Origin of the sequence: Arthrobacter sp. MMS18-M83, assembly GCF_026683955.1 — a bacterium.
GTDB lineage: Bacteria > Actinomycetota > Actinomycetes > Actinomycetales > Micrococcaceae > Arthrobacter.
The window spans coordinates 1,902,152-1,925,267 of record NZ_CP113343.1 but is presented as its reverse complement, the minus strand read 5'-3'; the positions used below and the strand labels follow the sequence as shown (position 1 = coordinate 1,925,267).

At 64.7% G+C, this 23,116-nt stretch carries 16 protein-coding genes and 2 pseudogenes; 10 read left to right on the top strand and 8 right to left on the bottom strand.

Annotation, left to right across the window (positions count from 1 at the left end; genetic code table 11):
- Window positions 1-114: 114 nt before the first annotated feature.
- The 4 genes and pseudogenes from OW521_RS09025 to OW521_RS09010 all read right to left on the bottom strand — a co-directional run bounded on the left by OW521_RS09025 (window position 115) and on the right by OW521_RS09010 (window position 6,444).
- A pseudogene (locus tag OW521_RS09025) lies at window positions 115-1,633 on the bottom strand (aldehyde dehydrogenase family protein).
- An 8-nt stretch (window positions 1,634-1,641) separates the two neighbouring features.
- Window positions 1,642-3,387: a choline dehydrogenase gene (betA, locus tag OW521_RS09020; protein WP_268024679.1), complete on the bottom strand. Its 1,746-nt coding sequence runs from the start codon at window positions 3,385-3,387 to the stop codon at window positions 1,642-1,644.
- 56 nt (window positions 3,388-3,443) lie between these two features.
- A complete protein-coding gene (locus OW521_RS09015) occupies window positions 3,444-5,951 on the bottom strand; it encodes a GcvT family protein (protein ID WP_268024677.1) in 2,508 nt (835 codons plus the stop codon).
- Between the two features lie 142 nt (window positions 5,952-6,093).
- Window positions 6,094-6,444: a bifunctional 3-phenylpropionate/cinnamic acid dioxygenase ferredoxin subunit gene (locus OW521_RS09010; protein WP_268024675.1), complete on the bottom strand. Its 351-nt coding sequence runs from the start codon at window positions 6,442-6,444 to the stop codon at window positions 6,094-6,096.
- Window positions 6,445-6,674: 230 nt separating this feature from the next.
- Here OW521_RS09010 and OW521_RS09005 point away from each other — a divergent pair, with 230 nt between their 5' ends.
- Window positions 6,675-7,871 carry an NAD(P)/FAD-dependent oxidoreductase gene (locus tag OW521_RS09005; RefSeq protein ID WP_268024674.1) on the top strand — a complete coding sequence of 399 codons (1,197 nt, stop codon included), beginning with the start codon at window positions 6,675-6,677 and terminating at the stop codon, window positions 7,869-7,871.
- A gap of 45 nt (window positions 7,872-7,916) precedes the next feature.
- Window positions 7,917-9,053, top strand: coding sequence for an aromatic ring-hydroxylating oxygenase subunit alpha (locus OW521_RS09000; protein WP_268024672.1), 1,137 nt, complete (start codon window positions 7,917-7,919; stop codon window positions 9,051-9,053).
- On the opposite strand, the gene OW521_RS08995 is transcribed toward OW521_RS09000, so the two are convergent.
- A complete protein-coding gene (locus OW521_RS08995) occupies window positions 9,050-9,874 on the bottom strand; it encodes an IclR family transcriptional regulator (RefSeq protein WP_268024670.1) in 825 nt (274 codons plus the stop codon). The genes OW521_RS09000 and OW521_RS08995 overlap by 4 nt on opposite strands.
- A gap of 96 nt (window positions 9,875-9,970) precedes the next feature.
- Between OW521_RS08995 and OW521_RS08990 the strand changes: the two genes are divergently transcribed.
- Window positions 9,971-10,708 carry a VOC family protein gene (locus OW521_RS08990; RefSeq protein WP_268024668.1) on the top strand — a complete coding sequence of 246 codons (738 nt, stop codon included), beginning with the start codon at window positions 9,971-9,973 and terminating at the stop codon, window positions 10,706-10,708.
- A gap of 271 nt (window positions 10,709-10,979) precedes the next feature.
- Here OW521_RS08990 and OW521_RS08985 read toward each other — a convergent pair whose 3' ends face one another.
- Window positions 10,980-11,651: a GntR family transcriptional regulator gene (locus tag OW521_RS08985; protein ID WP_268024666.1), complete on the bottom strand. Its 672-nt coding sequence runs from the start codon at window positions 11,649-11,651 to the stop codon at window positions 10,980-10,982.
- A gap of 154 nt (window positions 11,652-11,805) precedes the next feature.
- Here OW521_RS08985 and glyA point away from each other — a divergent pair, with 154 nt between their 5' ends.
- Genes glyA through purU form a run of 7 tightly spaced genes read left to right on the top strand, consistent with a single transcriptional unit; the run spans window position 11,806 to window position 20,638 of the window.
- Window positions 11,806-13,176 (top strand): serine hydroxymethyltransferase, encoded by a 1,371-nt coding sequence (gene glyA, locus OW521_RS08980; RefSeq protein ID WP_268025779.1) that lies wholly within the window; start codon window positions 11,806-11,808, stop codon window positions 13,174-13,176.
- Complete coding sequence (locus OW521_RS08975) at window positions 13,173-14,393, top strand: sarcosine oxidase subunit beta family protein (RefSeq protein ID WP_078106196.1); 1,221 nt, start codon at window positions 13,173-13,175, stop codon at window positions 14,391-14,393. Before glyA ends, OW521_RS08975 begins: the two co-directional genes overlap by 4 nt.
- 25 nt (window positions 14,394-14,418) lie before the next feature.
- Complete coding sequence (locus OW521_RS08970) at window positions 14,419-14,748, top strand: sarcosine oxidase subunit delta (protein WP_268024663.1); 330 nt, start codon at window positions 14,419-14,421, stop codon at window positions 14,746-14,748.
- Window positions 14,745-17,690 carry an FAD-dependent oxidoreductase gene (locus OW521_RS08965; RefSeq protein WP_268024661.1) on the top strand — a complete coding sequence of 982 codons (2,946 nt, stop codon included), beginning with the start codon at window positions 14,745-14,747 and terminating at the stop codon, window positions 17,688-17,690. Before OW521_RS08970 ends, OW521_RS08965 begins: the two co-directional genes overlap by 4 nt.
- On the top strand, window positions 17,683-18,336 hold the full coding sequence (locus OW521_RS08960) for a sarcosine oxidase subunit gamma (RefSeq protein ID WP_268024659.1): 654 nt from the start codon (window positions 17,683-17,685) through the stop codon (window positions 18,334-18,336). The genes OW521_RS08965 and OW521_RS08960 overlap by 8 nt, the downstream gene beginning before the upstream one ends.
- Entirely contained in the window at window positions 18,336-19,727 is a 1,392-nt protein-coding gene (locus tag OW521_RS08955; RefSeq protein WP_268024657.1) for an L-serine ammonia-lyase, read from the top strand. The genes OW521_RS08960 and OW521_RS08955 overlap by 1 nt, the downstream gene beginning before the upstream one ends.
- Window positions 19,728-19,729: 2 nt before the next feature.
- Window positions 19,730-20,638 (top strand): formyltetrahydrofolate deformylase, encoded by a 909-nt coding sequence (gene purU, locus OW521_RS08950; protein WP_268024655.1) that lies wholly within the window; start codon window positions 19,730-19,732, stop codon window positions 20,636-20,638.
- A gap of 109 nt (window positions 20,639-20,747) precedes the next feature.
- Here purU and OW521_RS08945 read toward each other — a convergent pair.
- Both OW521_RS08945 and OW521_RS08940 read right to left on the bottom strand, forming a co-directional pair.
- Window positions 20,748-21,515: pseudogene (locus OW521_RS08945) on the bottom strand (type 1 glutamine amidotransferase domain-containing protein).
- A 60-nt stretch (window positions 21,516-21,575) separates the two neighbouring features.
- The gene (locus OW521_RS08940; RefSeq protein WP_268024653.1) at window positions 21,576-23,069 is read right to left on the bottom strand and encodes a PucR family transcriptional regulator; all 1,494 of its coding nucleotides are present in this window, start codon (window positions 23,067-23,069) and stop codon (window positions 21,576-21,578) included.
- Window positions 23,070-23,116: the final 47 nt, after the last annotated feature.

The window sequence follows — 23,116 nt, the reverse complement described above, 5'->3', positions numbered from 1 at the left end:
TGCGTTCAAGCAATTCGGCGGAACTCAAACTCGACAGCTCGGGATCCTTGGGGATCTTTTCCCCTCCTGGTCCAAAGACTTTCCAGAGGTTACGCACTGATATGTCAGGACTGCTCATTGCTGTACTCCTGCCTGTGGCGGCTCGAACCAATGGCTGGGCCCGGGGCTGATGTTTTGCCAGATGTGTTTTGTTTCTCGGTATTCGGCCAAGCCCGCGAGCCCCAATTCGCGGCCATTGCCTGACTGTCCGAAGCCGCCCCATTCGGCCTGCGGAACGTACGGGTGGTAGTCGTTGATCCAGACCGTCCCGTGGCGCAGCGCCTCGGACACGCGCTGGGCCTTCGAGGCGTCTGCCGTCCAGACTGCGCCGGCCAGTCCGTAAACAGTGTCGTTGGCCAGCCGAATGGCCTCTTCTTCGGTAGAGAACTTTTCCACGGTCATGACAGGTCCGAAAGACTCCTCCTGGACCACGCGCATCGAGGTGTTGCAGCCGTCCAACACGGTGGGCGGGTAGAAGCTCCCCGGCCAGCTCCGGGCTGTCCGGAATGGAGCCGCCGCACAGCAGCCGGGCGCCTTCTGCAATCCCGGCCTGTACGTAGGCGTGAACCTTGTCCCGGTGGGCCGTGGAAATCAGCGGACCGGTCTGGGCTTCCTGGTCGAAGGGGCCGCCCAACCGGATCTGGCGTGCACGGCGGACCACCTCGGCTACGAATTCCTCGTGAATGGACTCTTCGACAATGAGCCTGGCCCCGGCCGAACAAACCTGGCCGGAATTCAGGAAGACGGCAGTCAAGGCGTTGTCGATCGCGGCCTCCCGGTCGGCGTCGGCGAAGACCACGTTCGGGTTCTTGCCACCCAGTTCGAGGGCCACGCGCTTGACCGTTTCCGCCCCAGCCACCATGATCCGCTTGCCGGTTTCCAGCCCGCCCGTGAAGGAGACCAGATCGACCCGCGGATCCGAACTGAGCACCGCCCCCACCTCCGGTCCCGTTCCCGTCACGAGGTTCGCGACGCCGTCGGGCACCCCTGCTTCCCGCAGGGTGTCCATGAGCAGGATGGATGTGGAGGGTGTCAGCTCGCTGGGCTTGAGGACAAAAGTGTTGCCGGCCAAGAGTGCCGGCGCAACCTTCCACGAAGCCTGCAGGAGCGGATAGTTCCACGGCGTGATGAGGCCGCAGACGCCTACCGGCGCGTGGATGACCCGGCTGATGGCGCCGGGCCGGCCGGTATCGATCACGCGGCCCGCGTCAGTACCAGCCACGCTTCCGTAGTAGCGGAAGCAGGCTATGACGTCGTCGATATCGTACTCGGCTTCGACCAGGCGCTTGCCGGTGTCCAGGGCTTCGGCTGCGGCGTAGGCGGCCGTGTCCCGCTGCAGCAGCTCGGCCACGCGGAGCAGGATCGCGCCGCGTTCAAGCTCCGGCGTGTTCGGCCAGCGGCCGCCGTCGAACGCCTCCCGGGCGCTCGCTACCGCCGCCTCGGCGTCCGCCGAGGTGCACTCGGCGACGTCGGCAACATGCGTGCCGTCCGCCGGGCAGCTGATGGTGCGGATTCCTCCGGCGGACTGCCGCCAGCCGCCGTCGACGTAGCTGCCGCGCAACGTGTGGGTCTGCGTGAGTTGTGGACTGTTCATGCCGCTCCCTAGTTCCGTGCCGAGCTGGCTTCGGGCCGACTCTCCGCGCTGTCCAGGCCGCCCAGGCTGTCCGGAACCGCGCCGTCCGGAATTGGGCTGGTGCCGTGACGGTAGAACTCGGCGGCGATCGGAGCGAGGGGTTCGCGGCCCTGAATCAAGTCGGCAGCCTTCTCAGCCAGCATCATGACCGGTGCGTAGATGTTGCCGTTGGTCACGTACGGCATTGCGGAGGCATCGGCCACACGCAGGCCCGAGGTGCCGTGCACCCTCATGCTGAGGGGGTCCACCACGGCCATGGGATCCGTGGCCGGACCCATCTTGGCTGTGCAGGACGGGTGCAGGGCGGTCTCGGCGTCGCGGGCTACCCAGTCGAGGATTTCCTCGTCTGTTTGGACTGCCGGGCCGGGGGAGAGCTCGCCGCCATTGAAAGGTGCCATGGCCGACTGTTCCAGGATGTGCCTGGAAATCCGGATGGCTTCGACCCACTCGCGCCGGTCCTGGTCCGTGGAAAGGTAGTTGAACTTCATGGACGGGTGGGCGGTTGGATCCGTGGAGGTGATCTTCAGGCTGCCGCGTGCGTCGGAGTACATGGGGCCGATGTGCACTTGGTAACCATGTTTGGCATCGGCCTTTTGGCCGTCGTAGCGGACCGCAACGGGCAGGAAGTGGAACATGAGGTTGGGGTAGGCCACCTCTTCGTTGGAGCGGACAAAGCCGCCTCCTTCGAAGTGGTTGGTGGCCGCCGGTCCCTTGCGCCCGAACAGCCACTGCAGGCCGATCCAGGGATAGCGCCAAAGGCTCAGGCTGGGCTGCATGGACACCGGCTGGGTGCAGGCATGCTGGATGTACACCTCCAGGTGGTCCTGCAGGTTTTCGCCGACGCCCGGGAGGTCAACCACCGGTTTGATGCCGAGGGACTTGAGGTGCGCAGAGTCTCCGACGCCGGACAACTGCAGCAGCTGCGGGGTATTGATGGCTCCTCCGCACAGGATGACCTCCTGGGCATCGACGCTGTGCTTCTTGCCGTTCCGGCGGTAGCTGACGCCGGTGGCGGTGGTACCGGTGAAGTTGATTTTCGATACGAGCGCCCGGGTCCTAACCGTGAGGTTGGGCCGGTCGAGGTGCGGCCGCAAGTAAGCCCGGGACGCAGAGAGCCGCTGGCCCTTGTGCACGTTGCGGTCGAAGGGGCCGAAACCCTCCTGCCGGTACCCGTTGACATCGTTGGTCCGCGCAAAACCGGCTTCTTGGGCGGCGCGGAAGAAGGCTTGGAAAAGGGGGTTGCGGGCGGGACCGCGCTCCAGGACCAAAGGTCCGTTGTGTCCTCGCAGTTCATCGTCGGGTTCCGCGGCGAGGGCGGTTTCCATCCGGTTGAAGTAGGGGAGGCAGTGCGCGAAGTCCCAGGTCTCCATGCCGGTGTCGGCTCCCCAGCGTTCGTAGTCCAAGGGGTTGCCGCGCTGGAAGATCATCCCGTTGATGGAACTGGAGCCGCCCAAGACCTTGCCGCGGGTGTGGGCGATCCGGCGTCCGTGCATGTGCGGCTCGGGGTCGGATTTGTAGCGCCAGTCGTAGAACCGGTTTCCGCTGGGAAAGGTGAGCGCGGCGGGCATCTGGATGAACAGGTCCCAGGGGTAGTCGCTGCGGCCCGCCTCCAAAACCAGGACGGTCTTGGTGCGGTCTGCGCTGAGCCTGTCCGCCAGCACCGAGCCGGCGCTGCCCCCACCCACAATGACGTAGTCAAACTTTTCGTTGGCCATTAGTTGAACTCCTTTGAAGTGATCCCCGTTGCTGTGTTCCGATAGCCAGGAGGGCGTTAGCCTCGCAGCTTTTCCATGTTTGGATCCACGAGGGGATCGGCGGAGATGGTGGCGGGGATCCGCTTGCCGAAGTATTCGATCTCGACGGCGTCACCCTCGCCCGCTTCGGCGGGCAGCCACGCGTAGGCGATCGGCTTGCGGACGGTGTAGCCGTAGGCGGCACTCGTGACGTAGCCGGCAGGCTCTCCCCGGAAATAGACAGGTTCCTTGCCCAACACCACGGACGTGCCGTCGTCGACCGTCAGGCAACGCAGGCGGCGGTTGACGGGCAGTTCGCGGCGGGCTTTGAGGGCCTCGGCGCCGACGTACCCTTCCTTGTCCTTGCTGACCGAGAAGCCAAGGCCGGACTGGAGCGGCTCGTGCTCAGGAGTCACGTCAGTACCCCACAGCCGGTAGCCCTTCTCCAGACGTAGGCTGTTGAACGCCCCGCGGCCTGCCGCGATGATGCCCTGCGCCTGGCCGGCTTCGAAAAGCAGGTCCCAGAGCCTTTGGCCGTTTTCCGCCGTCGTGTACAGCTCCCAGCCGAGCTCGCCCACGTAGGAGAGCCGCATCGCCGTGACCGGGATCCCGCCGATACGGACCTTCTTGGTCCGGAAGTACTTCAAACCGTCGTTGCTGAAATCGTCATCGCTCACCTTGGCGATCACCTCGCGGGCCAACGGTCCCCAGAGACCCACACAGCATGTGGAACCGGTGATGTCGCGGACCTGGACCCACTGGCGCACGTCCTCGGCGGTTTGCTTGCGGGCTTCGGTGGTGAAGTAGTCGAAATCGATGTTGCCATTGGCGCCCACCTGGAAGGTGGTCTCGTCCAGCCGGGCCACCGTGATGTCGCTGCGGATGCCGCCGTCGCCGTTGAGGAGCAGGCAGTACGTGACGGCACCCGGCTTCTTGTCGACCTTCCCGGCGCTGAGGCGCTGCAGGAGCGTTACGGCTCCCGGGCCGGAAACCTCCAGCCGCTTGAGCGGCGTCATGTCATAGAGCGCGACGGCGGTGCGCGTCTTCCAAGCTTCGGCGGCGGAAATGGGGGAGTGGAACATGGCTGCCCAGGGCTCGCGCTCCGGCGCCTGCCATTCTTCCGGGAGTTCTTCGAGCAAGCCGCGGTTGGCTTCGAACCAGTGCGGGCGCTCCCAGCCGTGGGCTTCGAGGAAGAACGCCCCGAGCTCCTTCTGGCGGGCATTGAACGGGCTTACGCGCAGCTCACGCGGGGAAATCCTCGGCTGCAGCGGGTGCAGGACGTCGTAGATTTCCACGAAGTTCTGTTGCGACGTTTCGCTGACGTAGCTCTCCGCGGTCTGGATTTCTTCGAAGCGGGAGACCTCGCATTCGTGGAGCGGAATGCGGGACTGGCCCTCGATGAGGCGCTCCGCGAGGGCACGGGCCACGCCGGCGGAATGCGTCACCCATACGGCCTCGGCCACGAAGAGGCCCTCAACATCCTTGGACTCGCCGACGAGGGGACCGCCGTCGGGAGTGAACGAGAAGATCCCGTTGAAGCCATCGGCAATCCGGGCGCCGGCGAGTGCCGGAAGGAGTTCCTTGGAGTCTTCCCAGCACGGCAGGAAGTCTTCTTCCGTGAACGGCAGGCGGGACGGCATCCGGTCCTCGGACATGTCCGCCGCAGCAACCTCGGGCAGCTCCCGGAGGTCCACGGGCATGGGCTTGTGGGCGTAGGAGCCGATGCCCATCCGGTCCCCGTGCTCGCGGTAGTAGAGGTCCTTGTCCTGATGGCGGAGGATCGGCATCCAGGCGCCGTTTGCCGGATCGAGCAGCCGCGAAGCATCGTTTCGGCCCACAAGGTCCGGCACCGACGTGGTCTTGACATACTGGTGCGCCAAGGGGAGGAGCGGCACGGACATGCCCACCATGGCGCCGATCTTGGGTCCCCAGAACCCGGCACAGGAGACCACGATGTCTGCCGGGATCACGCCGTCGGGCGTTTCGACGCCGGTGACCCTGCCGCCGGACTGTTCGATTCCGGTGACGGCGGTGGAACCGCGGAACGTGACTCCGGCGGCGCTCGCCTTGGCGATGAGCAGTCCGACCGCACGGGCGGCGGAGGCCAAACCGTCGGAGGGAACGTAGAGCCCGCCGAGCACCTTTTCCTGGTTGAGCAGCGGGTAGTGCTTGGCGCACTCGTCCGGATCGATGAGTCGGCCTTCCACACCCCACGACGCCGCGTAGCCCAGCTTGCGCTTGAGGTCCTCCAGACGTTCCGGAGTGGTTGCCACTTCGAGTCCGCCCACTTGGTTGAAGCAGGAGACGCCGGATTCGCTGAGTGAGAGCAGCTTGTCCACGGTGTAGGACGCGAATTGGGTCATGGTCTTCGAAGCGTTGGTCTGGAACACCAGGCCGGGGGCGTGCGAAGTAGAGCCGCCCGTTAGCTTCAGCGGACCCTGCTCAACCACGGTGACGTTGGTCCAGCCGCGGGTGGACAGCTCATCCGCGAGATTGGCGCCGACGATGCCGGCTCCGATGATGACGACGCGGGGTGTTGTGGACATGCGGGAAGCTCCTGAAGTAGAAGGACGGGGCTGGAAGTTGTGGGGTCGGCGGAAAGCCGGTGCAGGCTAGCGGCAGGCAAAGGTCGTGGAGTTGTGGAGAGGCCAACCGGGAAAATTCGGTGGAACAAGCGGTGGCGGGAACCTAGACGTGCCCGTCGACGGTCAGTCCGGGCGGCAGGTTGGGGGCGTCCTCGGATTCCTTGACCATGATGTGGCCGTCAATCACCAGGACTTCGTGGACCCTGATGGGCAGTTTGGCGGGAGGAGCGTCGGCTGCTCCGGTGCGGAGGTTGAACTTCGAAGCATGGAGGGGGCACTCGACCCAGCAGTCCTCCACCCAGCCGTCGGCGAGGGAGGCGTCTTGGTGAGTGCAGGTGTCGTCAAGGGCGAAGAGCTCGCCCTCTTCGGTGTGAAATACGGCAATGGGCGGGGACGTCTCAAGACGAATCGCGTCCCCCGGGGCCAACGAGCTGAGCGGGCAAGCACTGTGCATCTCAAGAACCTCTTTCACCGGATTGGTCAAAACCTGGGGCGGTTGTCTCATGATCAACGCTGATCACAATACGCAACAGAGTGATTGACCTCACAGTGGCTTGTCAAGAGGTTGAAGTTACTTCGCAGTTTCCTTGACACGCGGTGTGAAGTCCGTCACGCTGTTTCGCATAATGAAGGTTGTTGCGTAATGCGCAATAAAATTTCGAACGGCTCGGCGAGGAGGAAGCCATGGAGACACTGGCGATCGTGGGGGCATCATTGGCGGGTCTTTCCGCCGCCCGCGCTGCCCGGGCGCAGGGCTTTTGTGGCCGGCTACTCATCATTGGAGATGAGCAGCACCGGCCCTATGACCGTCCACCCCTGTCCAAGGAGTTCCTGGCAGGAAAAATCGGCACCAAGCACTTGCTCCTGGAAGCCGAGGAGACGGGTTCGGATGACCCCCTCCAGGCCGAATGGCTGCTAGGCACGCCTGCGAGGAGCTTTGACGCAGCCAGCAAGACCATCACTCTCGGTGACGGGCGCACGGTGGTGGCCGACGGCGTCGTCATTGCCACCGGAGCCTCAGCCCGAACGCTGCCCGAACTTGCGGGCCTATCAAATGTCTTTACCCTGCGGACGCTTGAGGATGCGCAGGATCTGGCTCCGGAACTCGTTCCGGGCGGCCGCCTGCTGGTGGTTGGCGCTGGATTCATCGGCGCGGAGGTGGCGTCAACAGCCAAGGGCCTGGGAATGGATGTGACAATCATCTGCAAAAGCCCGATGCCGCTGACCGCTCCGCTCGGTCCGGAGATGGCTGCCGTCATGGCCACGCTCCATGGGATCAACGGCGTGGAGCTGATTTGTGACACAGGAATCGACTCGTATTACAGCTACGAAGGAAATGTGACCGGTGTCCGGCTCAGCGACGGGCAGTACCGTTCCGCCGACGTCGTCCTCCTCGGAATCGGGGCAGTCCCCAACGTCGGGTGGCTGGCCGGTTCGGGCCTGGCGATCGACGACGGCGTCACGTGCGATTCGATGGGACGGACGAACGTCCCCGGAGTGGTTGCCGTGGGAGACTGTGCGGCCTGGTTCGACGCGCGCAGCGGGCGGTACCACCGCGTGGAGCATTGGACTGGCGCACAGGAACGTTCCGCCTTGGCCGTCGCCGGACTCCTGGATCACTCGGCCCCTCCCCAACAGCTCAACCTGCCGTACTTCTGGTCCGATCAGTACGGAGTGACGCTCCAGTTTGCGGGGCATGCCCGGGACGCAGAGCGCATCGAGATCGAAGCCGGGCAGCCCGATACGCACAGCTTCCTCGCGGTGTACTACCGGGGCGAGGATCCTGTAGCTGTCCTCGGAGTGAACCAGCCGCGTCTATTCACCCGTTGGCGCCGGCAACTCAACGCCCGCAACTCCCAGCCTGTCCTGGCAACCCCGTAAACATTCCCAAGCCTCAACCACGTTCATCACTGAATAGGAGTCAGCATGACCACTGAAGTTGTTTCCCCCAGCCTGATCCCCACTCTCCCCGGCCACACTTATGTCAGTGAAGACATCTTCCGCGCCGAGCAGGAGCACATCTTCGAACAAATGTGGTTCTGCGCGGTGCGGACCGCGGACCTGGAAAAGGCCGGATCGTTCAAAACCGTGCAGATCGGCCGCGAGAGCGTGCTCATCAACCGCACCCGCAAGGGAGAGATCCGCGCGTTCTACAACATCTGCCGGCATCGCGGCGTGAAGCTGTGCATGGAGGAATCAGGCGAGGCCAACCGTTCGTTCCAGTGCCCGTACCACGCATGGACCTACGACCTCGAGGGAAAGCTCATCGCCGCCCCCAACCTCACTAAGATGCCGGACATCGACCGCAACGAATACGGTCTGGTCAAGGTCCACGCCCGCGAATACATGGGCTACGTCTGGGTCTGCCTGGCGGATGAGCCGCCGTCGTTCGAGGAGGACGTCATGGGGGCCATCGAGGAGCGACTCGGGGACCTGCGCGCCGTTGACGACTACGACATCGCCAACCTGAGCCTCGGCCGGCGCATCAAGTACGACGTCAAGGCCAACTGGAAGCTCATCATTGAAAACTTCATGGAGTGCTACCACTGCGCCACGATCCACCCCGAGCTGACCGAAGTCCTGCCGGAGTTCGCCGACGGCCTGGCGGCCCAGTACTTTGTGGGCCACGGCGCCGAGTTCGGTGAGGATATCAAGGGTTTCACGATTGACGGTTCCGAAGGCCTGGATCGCATTCCCGGAGTCGGCGATGACCAGGACCGCCGGTACTACGCAGTGACCATCAAGCCGAATGTCTTCGTCAACCTGGTTCCGGACCATGTCATCATCCACCGCATGTTCCCGCTGGCAGCGGACCACACGATCGTCGAATGCGATTGGCTGTACCTGCCCAGTGTGGTGGAGTCCGGCAAGGACGTCTCGGCGTCCGTGGAGCTGTTCCACCGGGTCAACGAGCAGGACTTCGACGCCTGCGAACGTTGCCAGCCAGCCATGGGCTCCAAGATCTATGCCAAGGGGGGCGTCCTGGTCCCAAGCGAGCACCACATCGAGGCGTTCCACAGCTGGGTCACCAGCAAGATCACCGACGTCCCAGTGGAGGGCTAACCGCCACTGGCTGCGGTGTAGCCCATCTTGACGCTGATTGAATGCCCGGCCTGCTTGAGCGCATCAAGGAGGCCGGGTATTTTTTCCGGTTCGAAACGGAAGGCGGGGCCGGACAAGCTGATCGCCCCGATCACCGTGCCGCTGTGGTTGCGGATCGGAACCGCGACGGCGTTGAGTCCGCGTTCGAGTTCCTCATACGTGGCGGCGTAACCCGCCTCCGCGATGACCGGCATTTGCTGCTCCAGCTCGTCGCGGTCGGTGATGGTGCGTGGCGTGTACTGCGCCTGGCCGGCCTCCCTGAGGACACGGTCGCGCGTCGCGGGCGGCAGGGCGGCAAGCATGACCTTGCCGCTTGATGTGGCGTGGAGCGGCGTGAGGCCGCCGATCCAGTCCTGGGTACCGAGCGTGTTGGGGCCAATGGCCTGGTCCACGTTGACAGCGAAGTTTGACCGCAGCACGGCCAGGTTGGCGGTCTCAGCGAACTTCTCGGCCAAGGCCTCGAGGTCTTCCCGTGCTTCCCTGACCAGGCTGAGCCGGGCCGGGATGGCGCTAGCCAAGCGCAGGATGTTGAAACCCAGTTGGTATTTTCCGCGCTCGTGATTCTGCTGCACCATGCCGCGGGCATCCAAGGCGCTCAGCAGGCGCGACGCCGTTGATTTGTGGACGCCCATTTCCTCCGCGATCTCACTCACGCCGGCGTCGCCGTTGCGCGCCAGGATTTCGAGCACGGTGATGGCCCTGTCCACGGACTGCACACCGGCATGGTGCGCACCGGCGGGATCGGTATCGGGGTCGTTGGCAGGGCTTGCGTCAGCGTCCATGTGGTTCATCGTCTCAAACGCGGTCAAATGGGCCGTCACACTGGGCTGCGTGTCTTGGGATGCGGCAGGTTTTACCTGGTCATAGGATCGGGCAGTATGGCATTGCGACTTGTTCAGGTGAATTTCAAGGCTCGGGACGACTCGGCGCTCGGCCGTTTCTGGGCGGACGCCCTCGGCTGGGGCGTTTCCAGCGAGGGACCCTGCGTGACCAATCTTGAACCCGTGGGCCTCGTCTTGCCTGACCCCCTCGCCGTGTGCGTCGATGTTGTTACCGTCCCGGACCCCGAAACTGTGGGGTATCGCGCTCACCTCGATCTCGCCACCACCTCTGCGGCCCATCAGGCGGAGCTGGTCGCGCGCCTTTTGGAACTCGGTGCGATGCCCACCGACGTGGGCCAGGGGGAAGTGCCTTGGACGGTCCTGGCCGACCCTGAGGGCAACTTGTTCTGCGTGCTGGAGCCTCGAGCGATCTACCAGGACACCGGACCGATCGCCGCAGTGGTGGTCAACTGTGCTGATCCACGGGCCATGGCCCGGTTCTGGAGCGGGGCGATGGACTGGACTCTGGACGAGGTGACCGACGATCGTGCGAGGCTGCGTTCGGCCAAGGGTGTCGGGCCGTATCTGGAATTCGTTCGCACACCCGCCGCGAATGCCGTGTGTGGCCGTGTCCATCTCGACTTGAGGCCGTATCCGGGCGATGACCAAGCTGCAGAGGTGGGCCGGCTGCGGGCCCTGGGAGCTACCGACGCCGACGTCGGCCAAGGCGATGTGCCATGGGTGTGCCTTGCCGACACGGAGGGCAACGAATTCTGCGTCCTCACCCCCGGCTAAAAGCCGTTCCTTCTTCGGCGCCGTCGTGCCACACTTGGTGGACTATCGATTGACTGGGGGATCCGGGTCAGGAGATTGGTATGAGTGTTCTGATGCAACCCCGCACCTCGGGCCGCCGACTGGTGGTGATCGAGCTATGATCATCGGTTGGGCTTACTTCATGGCGGGAGTAATGACGGTTGATGCGCTCTTGCTGGGGCTGCTGCTGTTGAACGTGAAGTGGCCCAAACATTGGAAGAGAAACGGCTAGGCGCCAGGCTATGTGCCGAACCTAGAGCACCTTGCGGATCGTCTCTTCGAAACTCACCACGTGGTGCAGGGCGAGCGCCGCCGCGCGGTCCCCGTCGCCGTCGGCGATCGCGGTGAGCAGCGCAGCGTGCTCTGCGACGTGGCCCGTCACGGAAGGCATCTTGTCAAGCATGTGGCACCAGATGCGGGTTGCCAGGTTGTCGTAGCGGATCAGCACGTCCTCGAGGTGCGGGTTGGCCGCCGCCTTGTAGATGAGCCGGTGCACCTGGATGTCGTAGCGCATGAGCTCCTGCTGGCTGGCGTCGTGCGCCTCCAGGCCGCTTATGGCTGCGGCGACCTCGCGCAGTTCTTCCCGCAGCTTGGGGCTGGCCATGCGGGCAGCCCGCCGTGACGCCAAGGGCTCAAGCAGCTCCCGGATTTCGGAGACGTCCGCCAGCTGAGTGATGTCGACGCCGGTGGCGAAGGTTCCGCGGCGGGGATATGACACGACGAGGTGGTCGCTTTCGAGCCGCTTGATGGCCTCGCGCACGGGAGTCCGTCCGATGCCGAGTTCCGTGGCAATCTGCCCGTCGTTGATGGGGTCTCCGGGTTTGATGTCCAGCATGATGAGCCGATCGCGCAGGAGCAGGTAGGCGTTTTCCGCCAAGGATGTTCCCGGCGTGCCTGTGTCCAGTGCTTCCAGTGCAGTGCTCATGTGCCCTCTCCCGTTTGCCACAATTCCAAGTCTGGCGGATCAGTTGCTGCCGGGCTGTTGACGGTTGTGTGATCTCCAACATACTATGGCAACAGTTCTAATATATCAGTTGCTTATTAGTCGGTAAACATAAGTATTTCAAAAGGAGAACATGATGGTTGAACCGCTGATCCGCCCGCTCGCCCAGGCGGACCCGGAGGTTGAACAGGCGATCGCCCACGAACTCATCCGGCAGCAGTCCACGCTGGAAATGATCGCCTCCGAAAACTTCGCCCCTGCCGCCGTCATGGAGGCCCAGGGCTCGGTCCTGACCAACAAGTACGCCGAGGGCTACCCAGGCAAGCGGTACTACGGTGGCTGCGAGCATGTGGACGTCATCGAGCAGTTGGCAATCGACCGGGTGAAGGCCCTCTTTGGCGCTGAGGCAGCAAATGTCCAGCCGCACTCCGGCGCCCAGGCCAATGCCGCAGCCATGTTCGCGCTCCTTGAGCCAGGGGACACCATCATGGGCCTCGACCTCGCACACGGCGGGCACCTGACCCACGGCATGAGGATCAACTTCTCGGGCAAGCTGTACAACGTCATCCCGTACCACGTCCGCGAATCCGACCTCCGGGTGGACATGGCGGAGGTCGAAGCTCTGGCCCTGGAACACCGTCCGAAGCTGATCGTTGCAGGCTGGTCGGCGTATTCGCGCCATCTTGATTTCGCCGAATTCCGCCGCATCGCGGACCTTGTGGGCGCCTACCTCATGGTGGACATGGCACACTTCGCCGGCCTCGTCGCCGCCGGCCTGCACCCCAACCCCGTGCCGTACGCCGACGTCGTGACCACCACAACCCACAAGACCCTCGGCGGCCCGCGCGGTGGGGTGATCCTCTCCAAGGAGCAGTACGCACGCAAGATCAACAGCGCAGTCTTCCCCGGCCAGCAAGGCGGACCACTGGAGCACGTGATTGCGGCCAAGGCTGTGGCGTTCAAGATGGCCGCAGAGCCCGAATTCCAGGAACGCCAAGTGCGGGTGCTGGAAGGCGCCAAGATCCTGGCCGAACGGCTCCTGCAGGAAGACGTCGCCGCAGCAGGAATTTCGGTGGTCAACGGCGGCACGGACGTCCACCTGGTCCTCGTGGACCTGCGCCACTCGGAACTGAACGGCCAGCAGGCCGAGGACACACTTCACCGCATCGGCATCACCGTGAACCGCAACGCGGTCCCGTTCGACCCCCGCCCGCCGATGGTCTCCTCCGGACTCCGTATTGGAACCCCGGCACTCGCCGCCCGCGGCTTCGGGGCCACGGAATTCGTGGAGGTCGCGGACATCATTGCGACGGCCCTTATCGCCGCAGCCAGTACCGGCACAAACAGCGACGGTACCCTGGGCGACCACACCGCCGTCGAGCTCCGGGCGAGGGTGACCGCGCTCGCCGAACAATTCCCCCTTTACCCCCACCTTTCGCAGGAAGGCAGTGGCAATGACGCCGCGGCCACCGAACGCGAGGCAGAAATGATCGGAGCAGCCCAGTGAGCGCAGACCAACTCCCCGAACACCCGGATTTCCTGTGGCGGAACCCAGAGCCCAAAGCTTCCTACGACGCCGTGATCGTGGGCGGCGGGGGCCACGGTTTGGCCACCGCGTACTTCCTGGCCAAGAACCATGGAATGACCAACATCGCCGTGCTCGAAAAGGGGTGGCTGGCTGGTGGCAACATGGCCCGCAACACCACCATCATCCGTTCCAACTACCTTTGGGACGAGAGCGCCGCCATCTACGAGCATGCGCTGAAGCTCTGGGAGATCCTGCCCGAGGAGCTCGAATACGACTTCCTCTTCAGCCAGCGCGGCGTCATGAACCTCGCCCACACGCTGGGTGACGTCCGCGAAAGCGTCCGCCGCGTCGGGGCGAACAAGCTCAACGGGGTCGACGCCGAATGGCTGGATCCGCAGCAGGTCAAGGAACTTTGCCCCATCCTGAACATCAGTGACAACATCCGCTACCCGGTCATGGGCGCCACCTACCAACCCCGGGCCGGCATCGCCAAGCACGACCACGTTGCCTGGGCCTTCGCCCGGAAGTGCGACGAACTCGGCGTCGACATCATCCAGAACTGCGAAGTGACGGGCTTCCTCAAAGACGGCAACCGCGTGGTGGGCGTCAAGACCAACCAAGGCACCATCCACACCGAAAAAGTTGGCCTTGCCGCCGCCGGCCACAGCTCGGTCCTCGCCGAAATGGCCGGCTTCCGCCTCCCGATCCAGTCCCACCCCCTCCAGGCGTTGGTGTCCGAACTGCACGAGCCCGTCCACCCGACCGTGGTCATGTCCAACCACGTGCACGTCTACGTTTCGCAGGCCCACAAGGGCGAACTGGTCATGGGCGCCGGCGTCGACTCCTACAACGGCTACGGCCAGCGCGGCTCCTTCCATGTGATCGAGCACCAGATGGCAGCCGCCGTCGAACTCTTCCCGATCTTTGCCCGGGCCCACGTGCTGCGGACCTGGGGCGGAATCGTCGACACCACCATGGATGCCTCGCCGATCGTGGGACTCTCGCCGGTAGAGAACATGTTCGTCAACTGCGGTTGGGGAACGGGTGGCTTCAAGGGCACGCCCGCCGCCGGCCTGACCTTCGCCCACACCATCGCCACCGGCACTCCGCACGAGCTCAACAAGCCTTTCTCGCTGGAACGCTTCGAGACCGGTGCCCTGATCGATGAACACGGCGCCGCCGCCGTCGCCCACTAGCCGCAGCCCCTTTAGGAGACCAACCATGCTGCTCATCAGCTGCCCCAATTGCGGGCCACGAGACGAAACAGAATTCCACTACGGCGGCCAGGCCCACGTGGCCTATCCGGAAAACCCGGACGCACTGACGGACCGCCAATGGGCCGAGTACTTGTTCTACCGCGACAACACGAAGGGCGCCTTCGCCGAACGCTGGGTCCACAGCACCGGCTGCCGCCAATGGTTCAACATGCTGCGCGACACCGTCAGCTACGACATCCAGGCCATCTACAAAATGGGCGAACCACGCCCTGGAATGGAACGCGCCGTTGTGAACACCACAGCAGCCACTACTCCGGAAGGAGCAAGGAAGTGACCCCGCAGAACGCCCGCCTCGCCACCGGCGGCCGCATCGACCGCAGCATCTCCTGGCGGTTCACGGTTGACGGCCAGGAATACACCGGACACCCGGGAGATACCGTTGCCTCCGCACTCCTCGCCAACGGCCGCATCAGCGTCGGCAACTCGCTCTACGAGGATCGGCCACGCGGCATCATGTCCGCCGGGGTGGAAGAATCGAACGCCCTGGTCAAGGTGGCTGCCCGCTTCCCCGGCCATGTTGCCGAGTCGATGCTTCCCGCGACCACCGTTTCCCTCGTGGACGGGCTCAGTGTTGAGCTCCTGAACGGTCTCGGCAAGCTCGACCCCAACGAGGACCGCGCCGAGTACGACAAAAAATACGTCCACACCGATGTCCTGGTGGTTGGCGGTGGCGTTTCCGGCCTAGCCGCAGCCCGCGAAGCGGTCCGCACTGGCGCTCGGGTCATCCTGATCGATGACCAGCCCGAGCTCGGCGGCTCGCTCCTCTCCAGCTCCACGGCCCCGGAACTCGCCGACGTCATCGAGGGCAAACCGGGCCCCGAGTGGATCGCGGACGCGGAGGCCGAGCTTGTTTCCGCCGCCGAATGCACTGTCCTCAACCGCACCACGGCCTTCGGCTCCTATGACGCGAATTATGTGATCGCTGCACAGAACCGTACGGACCACCTCAGCAGCCCGGCGGCGGACGGGGTCTCCCGCCAGCGTATTTGGCACATCCGTGCTAAGCAAGTGGTCCTCGCACCGGGCGCACACGAGCGTCCGCTCGTCTTCGAGAACAACGACCGGCCCGGCATCATGCTGGCCTCGGCAGTCCGCAGCTACCTCAACCGCTACGCCGTCGCTGCCGGGCGGCGGGTAGTCATCGGCACCACCAACGATTCCGCCTACCTGTTGGCGGCGGATCTGCTGGCTGCGGGCGTCAAGGTCGCCGCCGTCGTCGACGCCCGTCCGAAGCTCAGCGACAAGGCGGCTGCCGCCGTCGAAAGCGGTATCCGTGTGCTCGTTGGCAGCGCCGTCGCCGATACCTCCGGCGCGGCGGAGAGCGGCCGGATCGACGGCGTCACCATCCGCAGCCTCAACGACGACGGCGAAGTCACCTCGGGCGTAGAACGGCTCGCTTGCGATCTGCTGGCGGTTTCCGGGGGCTGGAGCCCTGTGGTCCACCTCCACAGCCAGCGGCAGGGCAAGCTGCGCTGGGACGACGAGCTGGCCGGCTTTGTGCCGAGCAGCGCGGTCAAGGACCAGCACGTTGTCGGCTCCGGACGCGGAAGCTACGAACTCGGAGATTGCCTCGGCGAAGGCATCTCCGCCGGTGCCGCGGCCGCCATCGCCGCGGGGTTTAGCACCCGGACGGTGCCCGCCGACACGAAAGCGCCCGTCGCCTCCGCCCCCACCCGCCAGTTGTGGCTGGTACCCGGCCAGACCGGAAACGCGGGGGACTGGCACCACCACTTCGTCGACTTCCAGCGCGACCAGTCCGTGGCAGACGTGCTCCGTTCCACGGGGGCAGGCATGCGCTCCGTGGAACACATCAAGCGGTACACCTCCATCAGCACCGCCAACGACCAAGGCAAGACGTCCGGCGTCAACGCGATCGGAGTGATCGCTGCGGCCCTTAAGCAGGCCGGCGAGGCATCCCGTGGTATCGGCGACATCGGGACCACGACCTACCGGGCGCCGTTTACGCCCGTGGCCTTCGCAGCGTTGGCCGGACGCCAGCGGGGCGAGCTGTTCGATCCCGCCCGCGTGACTTCCATCCACCCGTGGCATGTTGCCCAGGGAGCGCTCTTCGAGGACGTCGGGCAGTGGAAGCGTCCTTGGTACTACCCGCAAGCGGGCGAGGACATGGACGCCGCCGTGCTCCGTGAATGCGCCGCAGTCCGGGAGTCCGTGGGCTTCATGGACGCCACCACGCTGGGCAAGATCGAGATCCGTGGCAAGGATGCCGGCGAGTTCCTGAACCGCATCTACACCAATGCGTTCAAGAAGCTTGCGCCCGGCTCCGCGCGCTACGGCGTGATGTGCACGCCGGACGGCATGATCTTCGACGACGGCGTGACCCTGCGTCTCGACGAGGGCCGCTACTTCATGACCACCACCACCGGCGGTGCCGCCAAGGTCCTCGACTGGCTCGAGGAGTGGCACCAGACCGAGTGGCCGGAACTCGACGTGGTGTGCACGTCGGTGACCGAACAGTGGACCACGATTGCCGTCGTCGGGCCCAAATCCCGTGCCGTGATCGCCAAAATTGCCCCGCAACTGGCGGCCGACGGCGGGTTGGACGCCGAAGCGTTCCCGTTCATGACGTTCCGCGAGACCATGCTGGCCTCCGGGGTGCAGGCCCGGGTCTGCCGGATTTCGTTCTCCGGTGAGCTCGCCTACGAAATCAATGTTCCGTCCTGGTACGGGCTCAACACCTGGGAAGCCGTTGCTGCCGCGGGTGCCGAGTTCAACATCACCCCCTACGGCACGGAGACCATGCACGTACTACGTGCCGAGAAGGGCTACCCGATCGTCGGGCAGGACACGGATGGCACCGTCACCCCGCAGGACGCCGGAATGGAGTGGATCGTTTCCAAAGCGAAGGACTTCATCGGCAAGCGTTCATACAGCCGCGAGGACGCAGTCCGCACTGACCGAAAGCACCTGGTCAGCGTGCTGCCGGTGGACGGCTCGTTCCGTCTTCCGGAAGGTACCCAGCTCGTGGAAAAGGGAATTCCGGTCAACCCGGCATACGGCCCCGTGCCGATGCAGGGCTTCGTAACCTCGAGCTACCACAGTGCCGCCTTGGGCCGGTCTTTCGGCCTGGCACTGATCACCAACGGCCGCAACCGGATCGGCGAGACCTTGGTGGCCTCCGTCGGCGACCAGCTGCTGGACGTTGTTGTGGGAGAAACCGTACTTTTCGACGCTGAAGGGACCCGTAAAGATGGCTGAAACAGCAACACCATCAGAAACCGCAAAGCACGCAAACCCCGAGACGCTCCGTGCGGCACGCCGCAGCCCGGCGTCGCATCTGGCACCAACCTTCGAGTCCGGTTCCGTGGCCGGAACCGTGGTGTTGAGTGAGATCCCGTTCCAGACCATGGTGGGGATCCGGGTTGATAGGGATTCCGACGCCGGAGCCCGCCTCGCGTCCGTGACCGGCGGCCTGCCGGCAGCATGCGGTGAGGTCAGCGGGAGTGAAAGGGCCACCATCCTGTGGCTCGGCCCGGACGAATTCCTGGTGATCGCACCGGAATCGGCCCACGATTCACTGGGCGGAGACCTTGTCCGCGCACTGGTTGAGGCCTTGGGCGACGGTCCGGGCCAGGTAGTGGACTTGTCCGCCAACCGCACCACCTTCGAGCTTTCCGGCATCCGTGCCCGGGACGTCCTTGAAAAGGGTTGTTCGCTGGACCTGCACCCCCGCGCATTCCGCACGGGAACGGCGCTGGCCACGGAAATCGGCAACATCCCGGCGATCCTGCTCAAGACCGGCGAGGAGAGCTTCCGGATCTTCCCGCGGGCTTCCTTCGCCGACTTCCTGGGCCGCTGGCTGCTCGACTGCATGAGGGAATTCGCCTCTCCTGAGGTCCCCTGATGGCGCTGAGCGTGCTTGACCTGTTTTCCATTGGCATCGGGCCGTCGTCTTCGCACACGGTTGGCCCGATGCGGGCGGCAAAGCAGTTCACCGACGGCCTGGAATCCTCCGGGCAACTCGCGGCAACGGTGCGCGTCCAGGCAGAGCTTTTCGGCTCGCTGGGCGCCACCGGCCGCGGCCACGGCTCGGACAAGGCCGTGGTTCTGGGGCTGCAGGGCCAGGCGCCGGAGACAGTGGACACAACCACTGCCGACGACCAGGTAGCCGCTGCCGCCCTTGATGCCGAATTGCGGATAGCCGGACACCACCGCGTGGACTTCAACTGGGACGAAGACGTAGTCCTGCACCGACGCAAATCCCTGCCTGCCCACCCCAACGGCATGACCTTCCGGGCCTTCGACCACACCGGGGAAGTGCTGCGTGAACGCAGTTACTACTCGATCGGCGGCGGTTTCGTGGTGGACGGTGATGCGTCCGGAAGCGACAAAGTAGTCGCTGACAGTACCGTGCTGCCCTATCCATTCACGACGGCGGACGAGCTCCTGGCCATCTGTGCGCGGGAGGACATGTCCATTTCCGATGTCATGCTCGCCAACGAGCTCGTGTGGCGCAGCGAGGCCGAACTTCGCGAGCGCCTGCTGCAGATCTGGGCGGTCATGCGCGAATGCGTGGACAACGGCTGCGCTGCGGAAGGAATCCTGCCGGGAGGCTTGAACGTCAGGCGACGGGCGCCGTCGTTGTTCAAGACGCTTGCCGCCACGGACGCCGGATTGCAAGGTTCAAGCTCGGCAGATCCGCTGCTTGCCATGGAATGGGTGAACCTGTTCGCGCTGGCCGTGAACGAGGAAAACGCCGCAGGCGGCCGCATTGTCACGGCGCCCACCAATGGGGCGGCCGGCATTGTGCCCGCGGTGCTGCACTATTACGCGAAGTTCGTGCAAGGAGCCGACGACGACGGCGTGGTCCGCTTCCTGCTCGCGGCGGCCGCCGTCGGGATCCTGTTCAAAATCAACGCGTCCATTTCCGGAGCCGAAGTCGGCTGCCAGGGCGAGGTGGGCTCTGCCTGTTCGATGGCAGCCGCAGGTCTGTGCGAAGTTCTCGGGGGTACCCCCGGGCAAGTGGAGAATGCCGCCGAAGTGGGTATTGAACACAATCTCGGCCTCACGTGCGATCCCGTAGGCGGGCTGGTGCAAATCCCGTGCATCGAACGCAACGCCATCGCCAGCGTGAAGGCCATCAATGCTGCCCGCCTCGCCCTGCACGGCGACGGCAGCCACAAAGTATCCCTTGATAAAGCCATCAAAACGATGCGAGAGACAGGAGCGGACATGAAAAGCAAGTACAAGGAGACCTCCCGCGGAGGCCTCGCCGTCAACGTAGTGGAGTGCTAGCCATGACCGTCACACAGAATGAACCCGCCCCGCGACGTGAAGCGGCGCTGCCGGCTACCACTGTTGAGCACGTCCTGACGCTCGATTGCCCGGAAACACGGGGGATCGTGCACGCTGTCTCGGGCTTCCTCCTGGAACACGGCTGCGACATCATCGACAACAAGCAATTCGACTCCCAGCTGGATCACCACTTCTTCATGCGGATCCACTTCGCATCAGACGGGGACCAGTCAACGATTGACTCGCTGAGGGAATCCTTCGCGCCTGTCGCCGAAAAGTTCGGCATGCGCTGGCAACTGCAACGCCACGGGGCCAAGCGGCGGGTGCTGATCATGGTCTCCAAGTTCGAGCACTGCCTCAACGACCTTCTGTTCCGGGCCCGCATCGGGGAGCTGCCCATCGACATTGTCGGGGTAGTCTCCAACCACCCGGACCACAGGCGGACCGTCGAATGGCATGGCATTCCGTTCTTCCACGTACCCGTCACCGCGGACACCAAGGCGGCGGCCGAGGGACAACTCCTCGATCTGATCGATCGCCTGGATGTCGAACTGGTGGTCTTGGCGCGCTACATGCAAGTCCTCAGCGACGATCTTGCCCGCCGGCTCGACGGCCGTGCAATCAACATCCACCATTCGTTCCTGCCCAGCTTCAAAGGCGCGAAGCCCTACCACCAGGCCTACGCGCGGGGCGTCAAGACCGTGGGTGCCACCGCGCACTACGTCAACGGTGAGCTGGACGAGGGGCCGATCATCGCGCAGCAAGTGGTGGAAGTGGACCACACCTTTGGTCCGGATGACCTGGTCGCGGCCGGCCGCGACACCGAGTGCAAAGCACTGAGCAACGCCGTGCGCTGGCACTGCGAAGGCCGTGTGATCCTGCAAGGCAGCAGGACCGTGGTGCTGAAGTAGGGATTGAACGGCCCAAGTAGGTTTGAACGGCCCACCAACGGGTGGGCCGTTCAAGCGCCGCGGGCGCCCCGTCGTCGCGGCGGCCGCCAGTTTTGGTGCGCTGCGGGTGTTAGTGCTCGGTGCCTGCCGCAGCCGCCTTCTTGGCGTCCTTCCCTGCACGCAGGGCCTCCGCCTCGTGCTGTTCCTCGGCCTTTTCCTGGTGGATGACCTCCGCGAGGAGCTTCTCCATCTCCTTGGCCACGCCGGCGGCGGAAGCCGGGTTCTGGCCGGTCACCAACCGTCCGGCAACCGCGACCTTCTCCTCGAAGACCTCGGCGAAGACGTGGATCGCGCCTTGTTCCTTAAGCCGGTCTGCCAGGAAGAACGGGATGACCTTGTCCATCCCTGCCGCAACCTCCTCGTCGTTGGTGAAGGCGGCCACCTCCCGGCCCCCCACCAGCCGGAACCCGTCGGCCAGGTCCACGTTCACCAAGCCGGCCGGTCCGTGGCAGACCGCGCCGACGACACCGCCGGCGTCGTAGACGCTGGCCACCAGGTTCTGCAAGCCTTCGCTGTCCGGGAAGTCCCACATGGCGCCGTGGCCTCCCACGAGGAAGACGGCGTCGTACTGGCCGGGATCAACGACGTCGACGCGGGCAGTGTTGTAGAGACCGGCGCGTGTGGCCTCGTCCTCAGTGAAGGCAACCTGGATGGGATCTTTCTAGTCCACCTCATCGTGCGGGGGCTGGCCGCCCTGGATGGACGCGAAGTCGACGAAGTGCCCGGAATCCTTGAAGACCTTCCAGGGATGTGCAGCCTCGGCTACGTTGTAGCCCGTCTTCTTTCCCGTATCGCCGATCTCGGAAACGCTAGTCAAAACCATGAGGATTTTCTTTATGTGTGCTCCTATCGTCCAAATTCAACCCTACTCCTAGCCCAAATTCAGGCCTTGGTGGGCCTAAAGCCGGGCCAAGCGGGTTGCCAGATGAAGGGCCGCCAGCCGTCCCGTTCCGCGCGGGTCTCCGCCGCACAACTCGAAGATCCGTTGGAGCCTGTGGTGCATCGATTGCCGTTCCAGGTGCAGTTCCCGTGCCGCCTGTGCCGTATTACATCCGGTGTCCAGCCACACCGCCAACGTCCGCATCAACTCCGAGCGCCTCTGCGCATCATGCTCGACGACGGCGCCGAGCTGCCGCTGTACGAATCCCTCGCGGGTGGCCTGGTCGAGGCTCCCTTCCGCCAAGCGCTCGACGGCGAAGTCCTCGGCATCAAGCACGCCGTTCCCGTCTCCTATCCCGGTTCCGGCGCGCGCGGTGAGCTCTAGCGTCAGCCGTGCCTCCGCCAGCGACCACGGAGCCTCTCCGATTCCCCCTGCCAGCGGACCCACCGCTATTGCTGAGCCGTCCGGGACCTCCAGGTCCTGCAGCGCCCGCATGAGTGTCATCCGCGAAACCATCGCCGTGCCCGCCGGGAGTGCCGCCAGGGCGATCAACTCGGCGTTGTCCGCGTAACTGGCACTTTGCGGAACCGCGTCGTCCAGGATGCCGTCGAGCTGTGTCCGGAGCTGTCCCGCCGCCGAGGAACGCACCACGACGGCGGCTACCGGGCCGCTGGCAGGAAACCCCGAGGCCGGCCCCAATTGCTGGAGACGCCATGACTGGGTACCCGAACTGATAGCGCGCATGAGCTCGATGCCGGCAAGTTCCTTGAGTCCGGGAGGCATGCGTTGCAGCAAGGCCAGACCGAGGATATCGACGCACCGCTCGCCGGCCACCCGCGCAAGATTGGCGTCGCCGTCGTCGGGCACTTCCAACTCCAGGCGGGCCGCCAGCACTCCGCGGACGGGCACCTCGACAGTGGTGACGGTGATGGACTCGGGCTGCACAGCCGCCGTCGCGCTTCCCAAAGTGATGCCCGACGGCGAGACGAGCCTCGCGCTGGCACCCGTCCGGCTGGCCAGCACGGCGAGGAGCTGGTCCAATCCGCCTCCGTGAGCGAGTTCCGCCGCCATGGCATGGCTCGTTTCGTCGCCGAACTGCAATTGGGCGACCGATTCGCTGACCAGCAGCGAGTTGATGGCTTGCATGATGCCGACGAAGGGGGCCACTTTGCACAACTCGATGATGGGCAGCCCGGCCTCCTGGCCGGCGTCGAGCATGGACTCCGGTATGGCGGGAAGCTCGGGACCCGTTTCGATGGCCAAAGCGGCGATGCCACGCGCCGCCAGTTGGCGGACGTAGTTCACGCGTCGCTCGTCCGAAGCTGTGGCGAGGGCCTGCCCGCCGCTCAGAAGCAGTTCTCCACCCCGCAGCAGCGGAGCGATGTCCAGCACTTCGCTCGAATGGACCCAGCGGAGCTGCCGGGACGGGGCCCCGGGCACATCTGTCCGCAGGACTGGTTCAGCGGCTTTCAGGCTTTCGTGTTCGAAAGCGTCGGCAAGGAGTAGGGACATGACACTCCGTAACTAATTTCGGGGAACTATCATACACATCGTATCTT

What these genes read in the sequence shown, in the direction of transcription:
- betA (WP_268024679.1), bottom strand. Translation starts at nt 3,387, where the DNA reads ATGGCCAACGAAAAGTTTGACTACGTCATTGTGGGTGGGGGCAGCGCC.
- OW521_RS09015 (WP_268024677.1), bottom strand. Translation starts at nt 5,951, where the DNA reads ATGTCCACAACACCCCGCGTCGTCATCATCGGAGCCGGCATCGTCGGC.
- OW521_RS09010 (WP_268024675.1), bottom strand. Translation starts at nt 6,444, where the DNA reads ATGCACAGTGCTTGCCCGCTCAGCTCGTTGGCCCCGGGGGACGCGATT.
- OW521_RS09005 (WP_268024674.1), top strand. Translation starts at nt 6,675, where the DNA reads ATGGAGACACTGGCGATCGTGGGGGCATCATTGGCGGGTCTTTCCGCC.
- OW521_RS09000 (WP_268024672.1), top strand. Translation starts at nt 7,917, where the DNA reads ATGACCACTGAAGTTGTTTCCCCCAGCCTGATCCCCACTCTCCCCGGC.
- OW521_RS08995 (WP_268024670.1), bottom strand. Translation starts at nt 9,874, where the DNA reads ATGGACGCTGACGCAAGCCCTGCCAACGACCCCGATACCGATCCCGCC.
- OW521_RS08990 (WP_268024668.1), top strand. Translation starts at nt 9,971, where the DNA reads ATGGCATTGCGACTTGTTCAGGTGAATTTCAAGGCTCGGGACGACTCG.
- OW521_RS08985 (WP_268024666.1), bottom strand. Translation starts at nt 11,651, where the DNA reads ATGAGCACTGCACTGGAAGCACTGGACACAGGCACGCCGGGAACATCC.
- glyA (WP_268025779.1), top strand. Translation starts at nt 11,806, where the DNA reads ATGGTTGAACCGCTGATCCGCCCGCTCGCCCAGGCGGACCCGGAGGTT.
- OW521_RS08970 (WP_268024663.1), top strand. Translation starts at nt 14,419, where the DNA reads ATGCTGCTCATCAGCTGCCCCAATTGCGGGCCACGAGACGAAACAGAA.
- OW521_RS08960 (WP_268024659.1), top strand. Translation starts at nt 17,683, where the DNA reads ATGGCTGAAACAGCAACACCATCAGAAACCGCAAAGCACGCAAACCCC.
- OW521_RS08955 (WP_268024657.1), top strand. Translation starts at nt 18,336, where the DNA reads ATGGCGCTGAGCGTGCTTGACCTGTTTTCCATTGGCATCGGGCCGTCG.
- purU (WP_268024655.1), top strand. Translation starts at nt 19,730, where the DNA reads ATGACCGTCACACAGAATGAACCCGCCCCGCGACGTGAAGCGGCGCTG.
- OW521_RS08940 (WP_268024653.1), bottom strand. Translation starts at nt 23,069, where the DNA reads ATGTCCCTACTCCTTGCCGACGCTTTCGAACACGAAAGCCTGAAAGCC.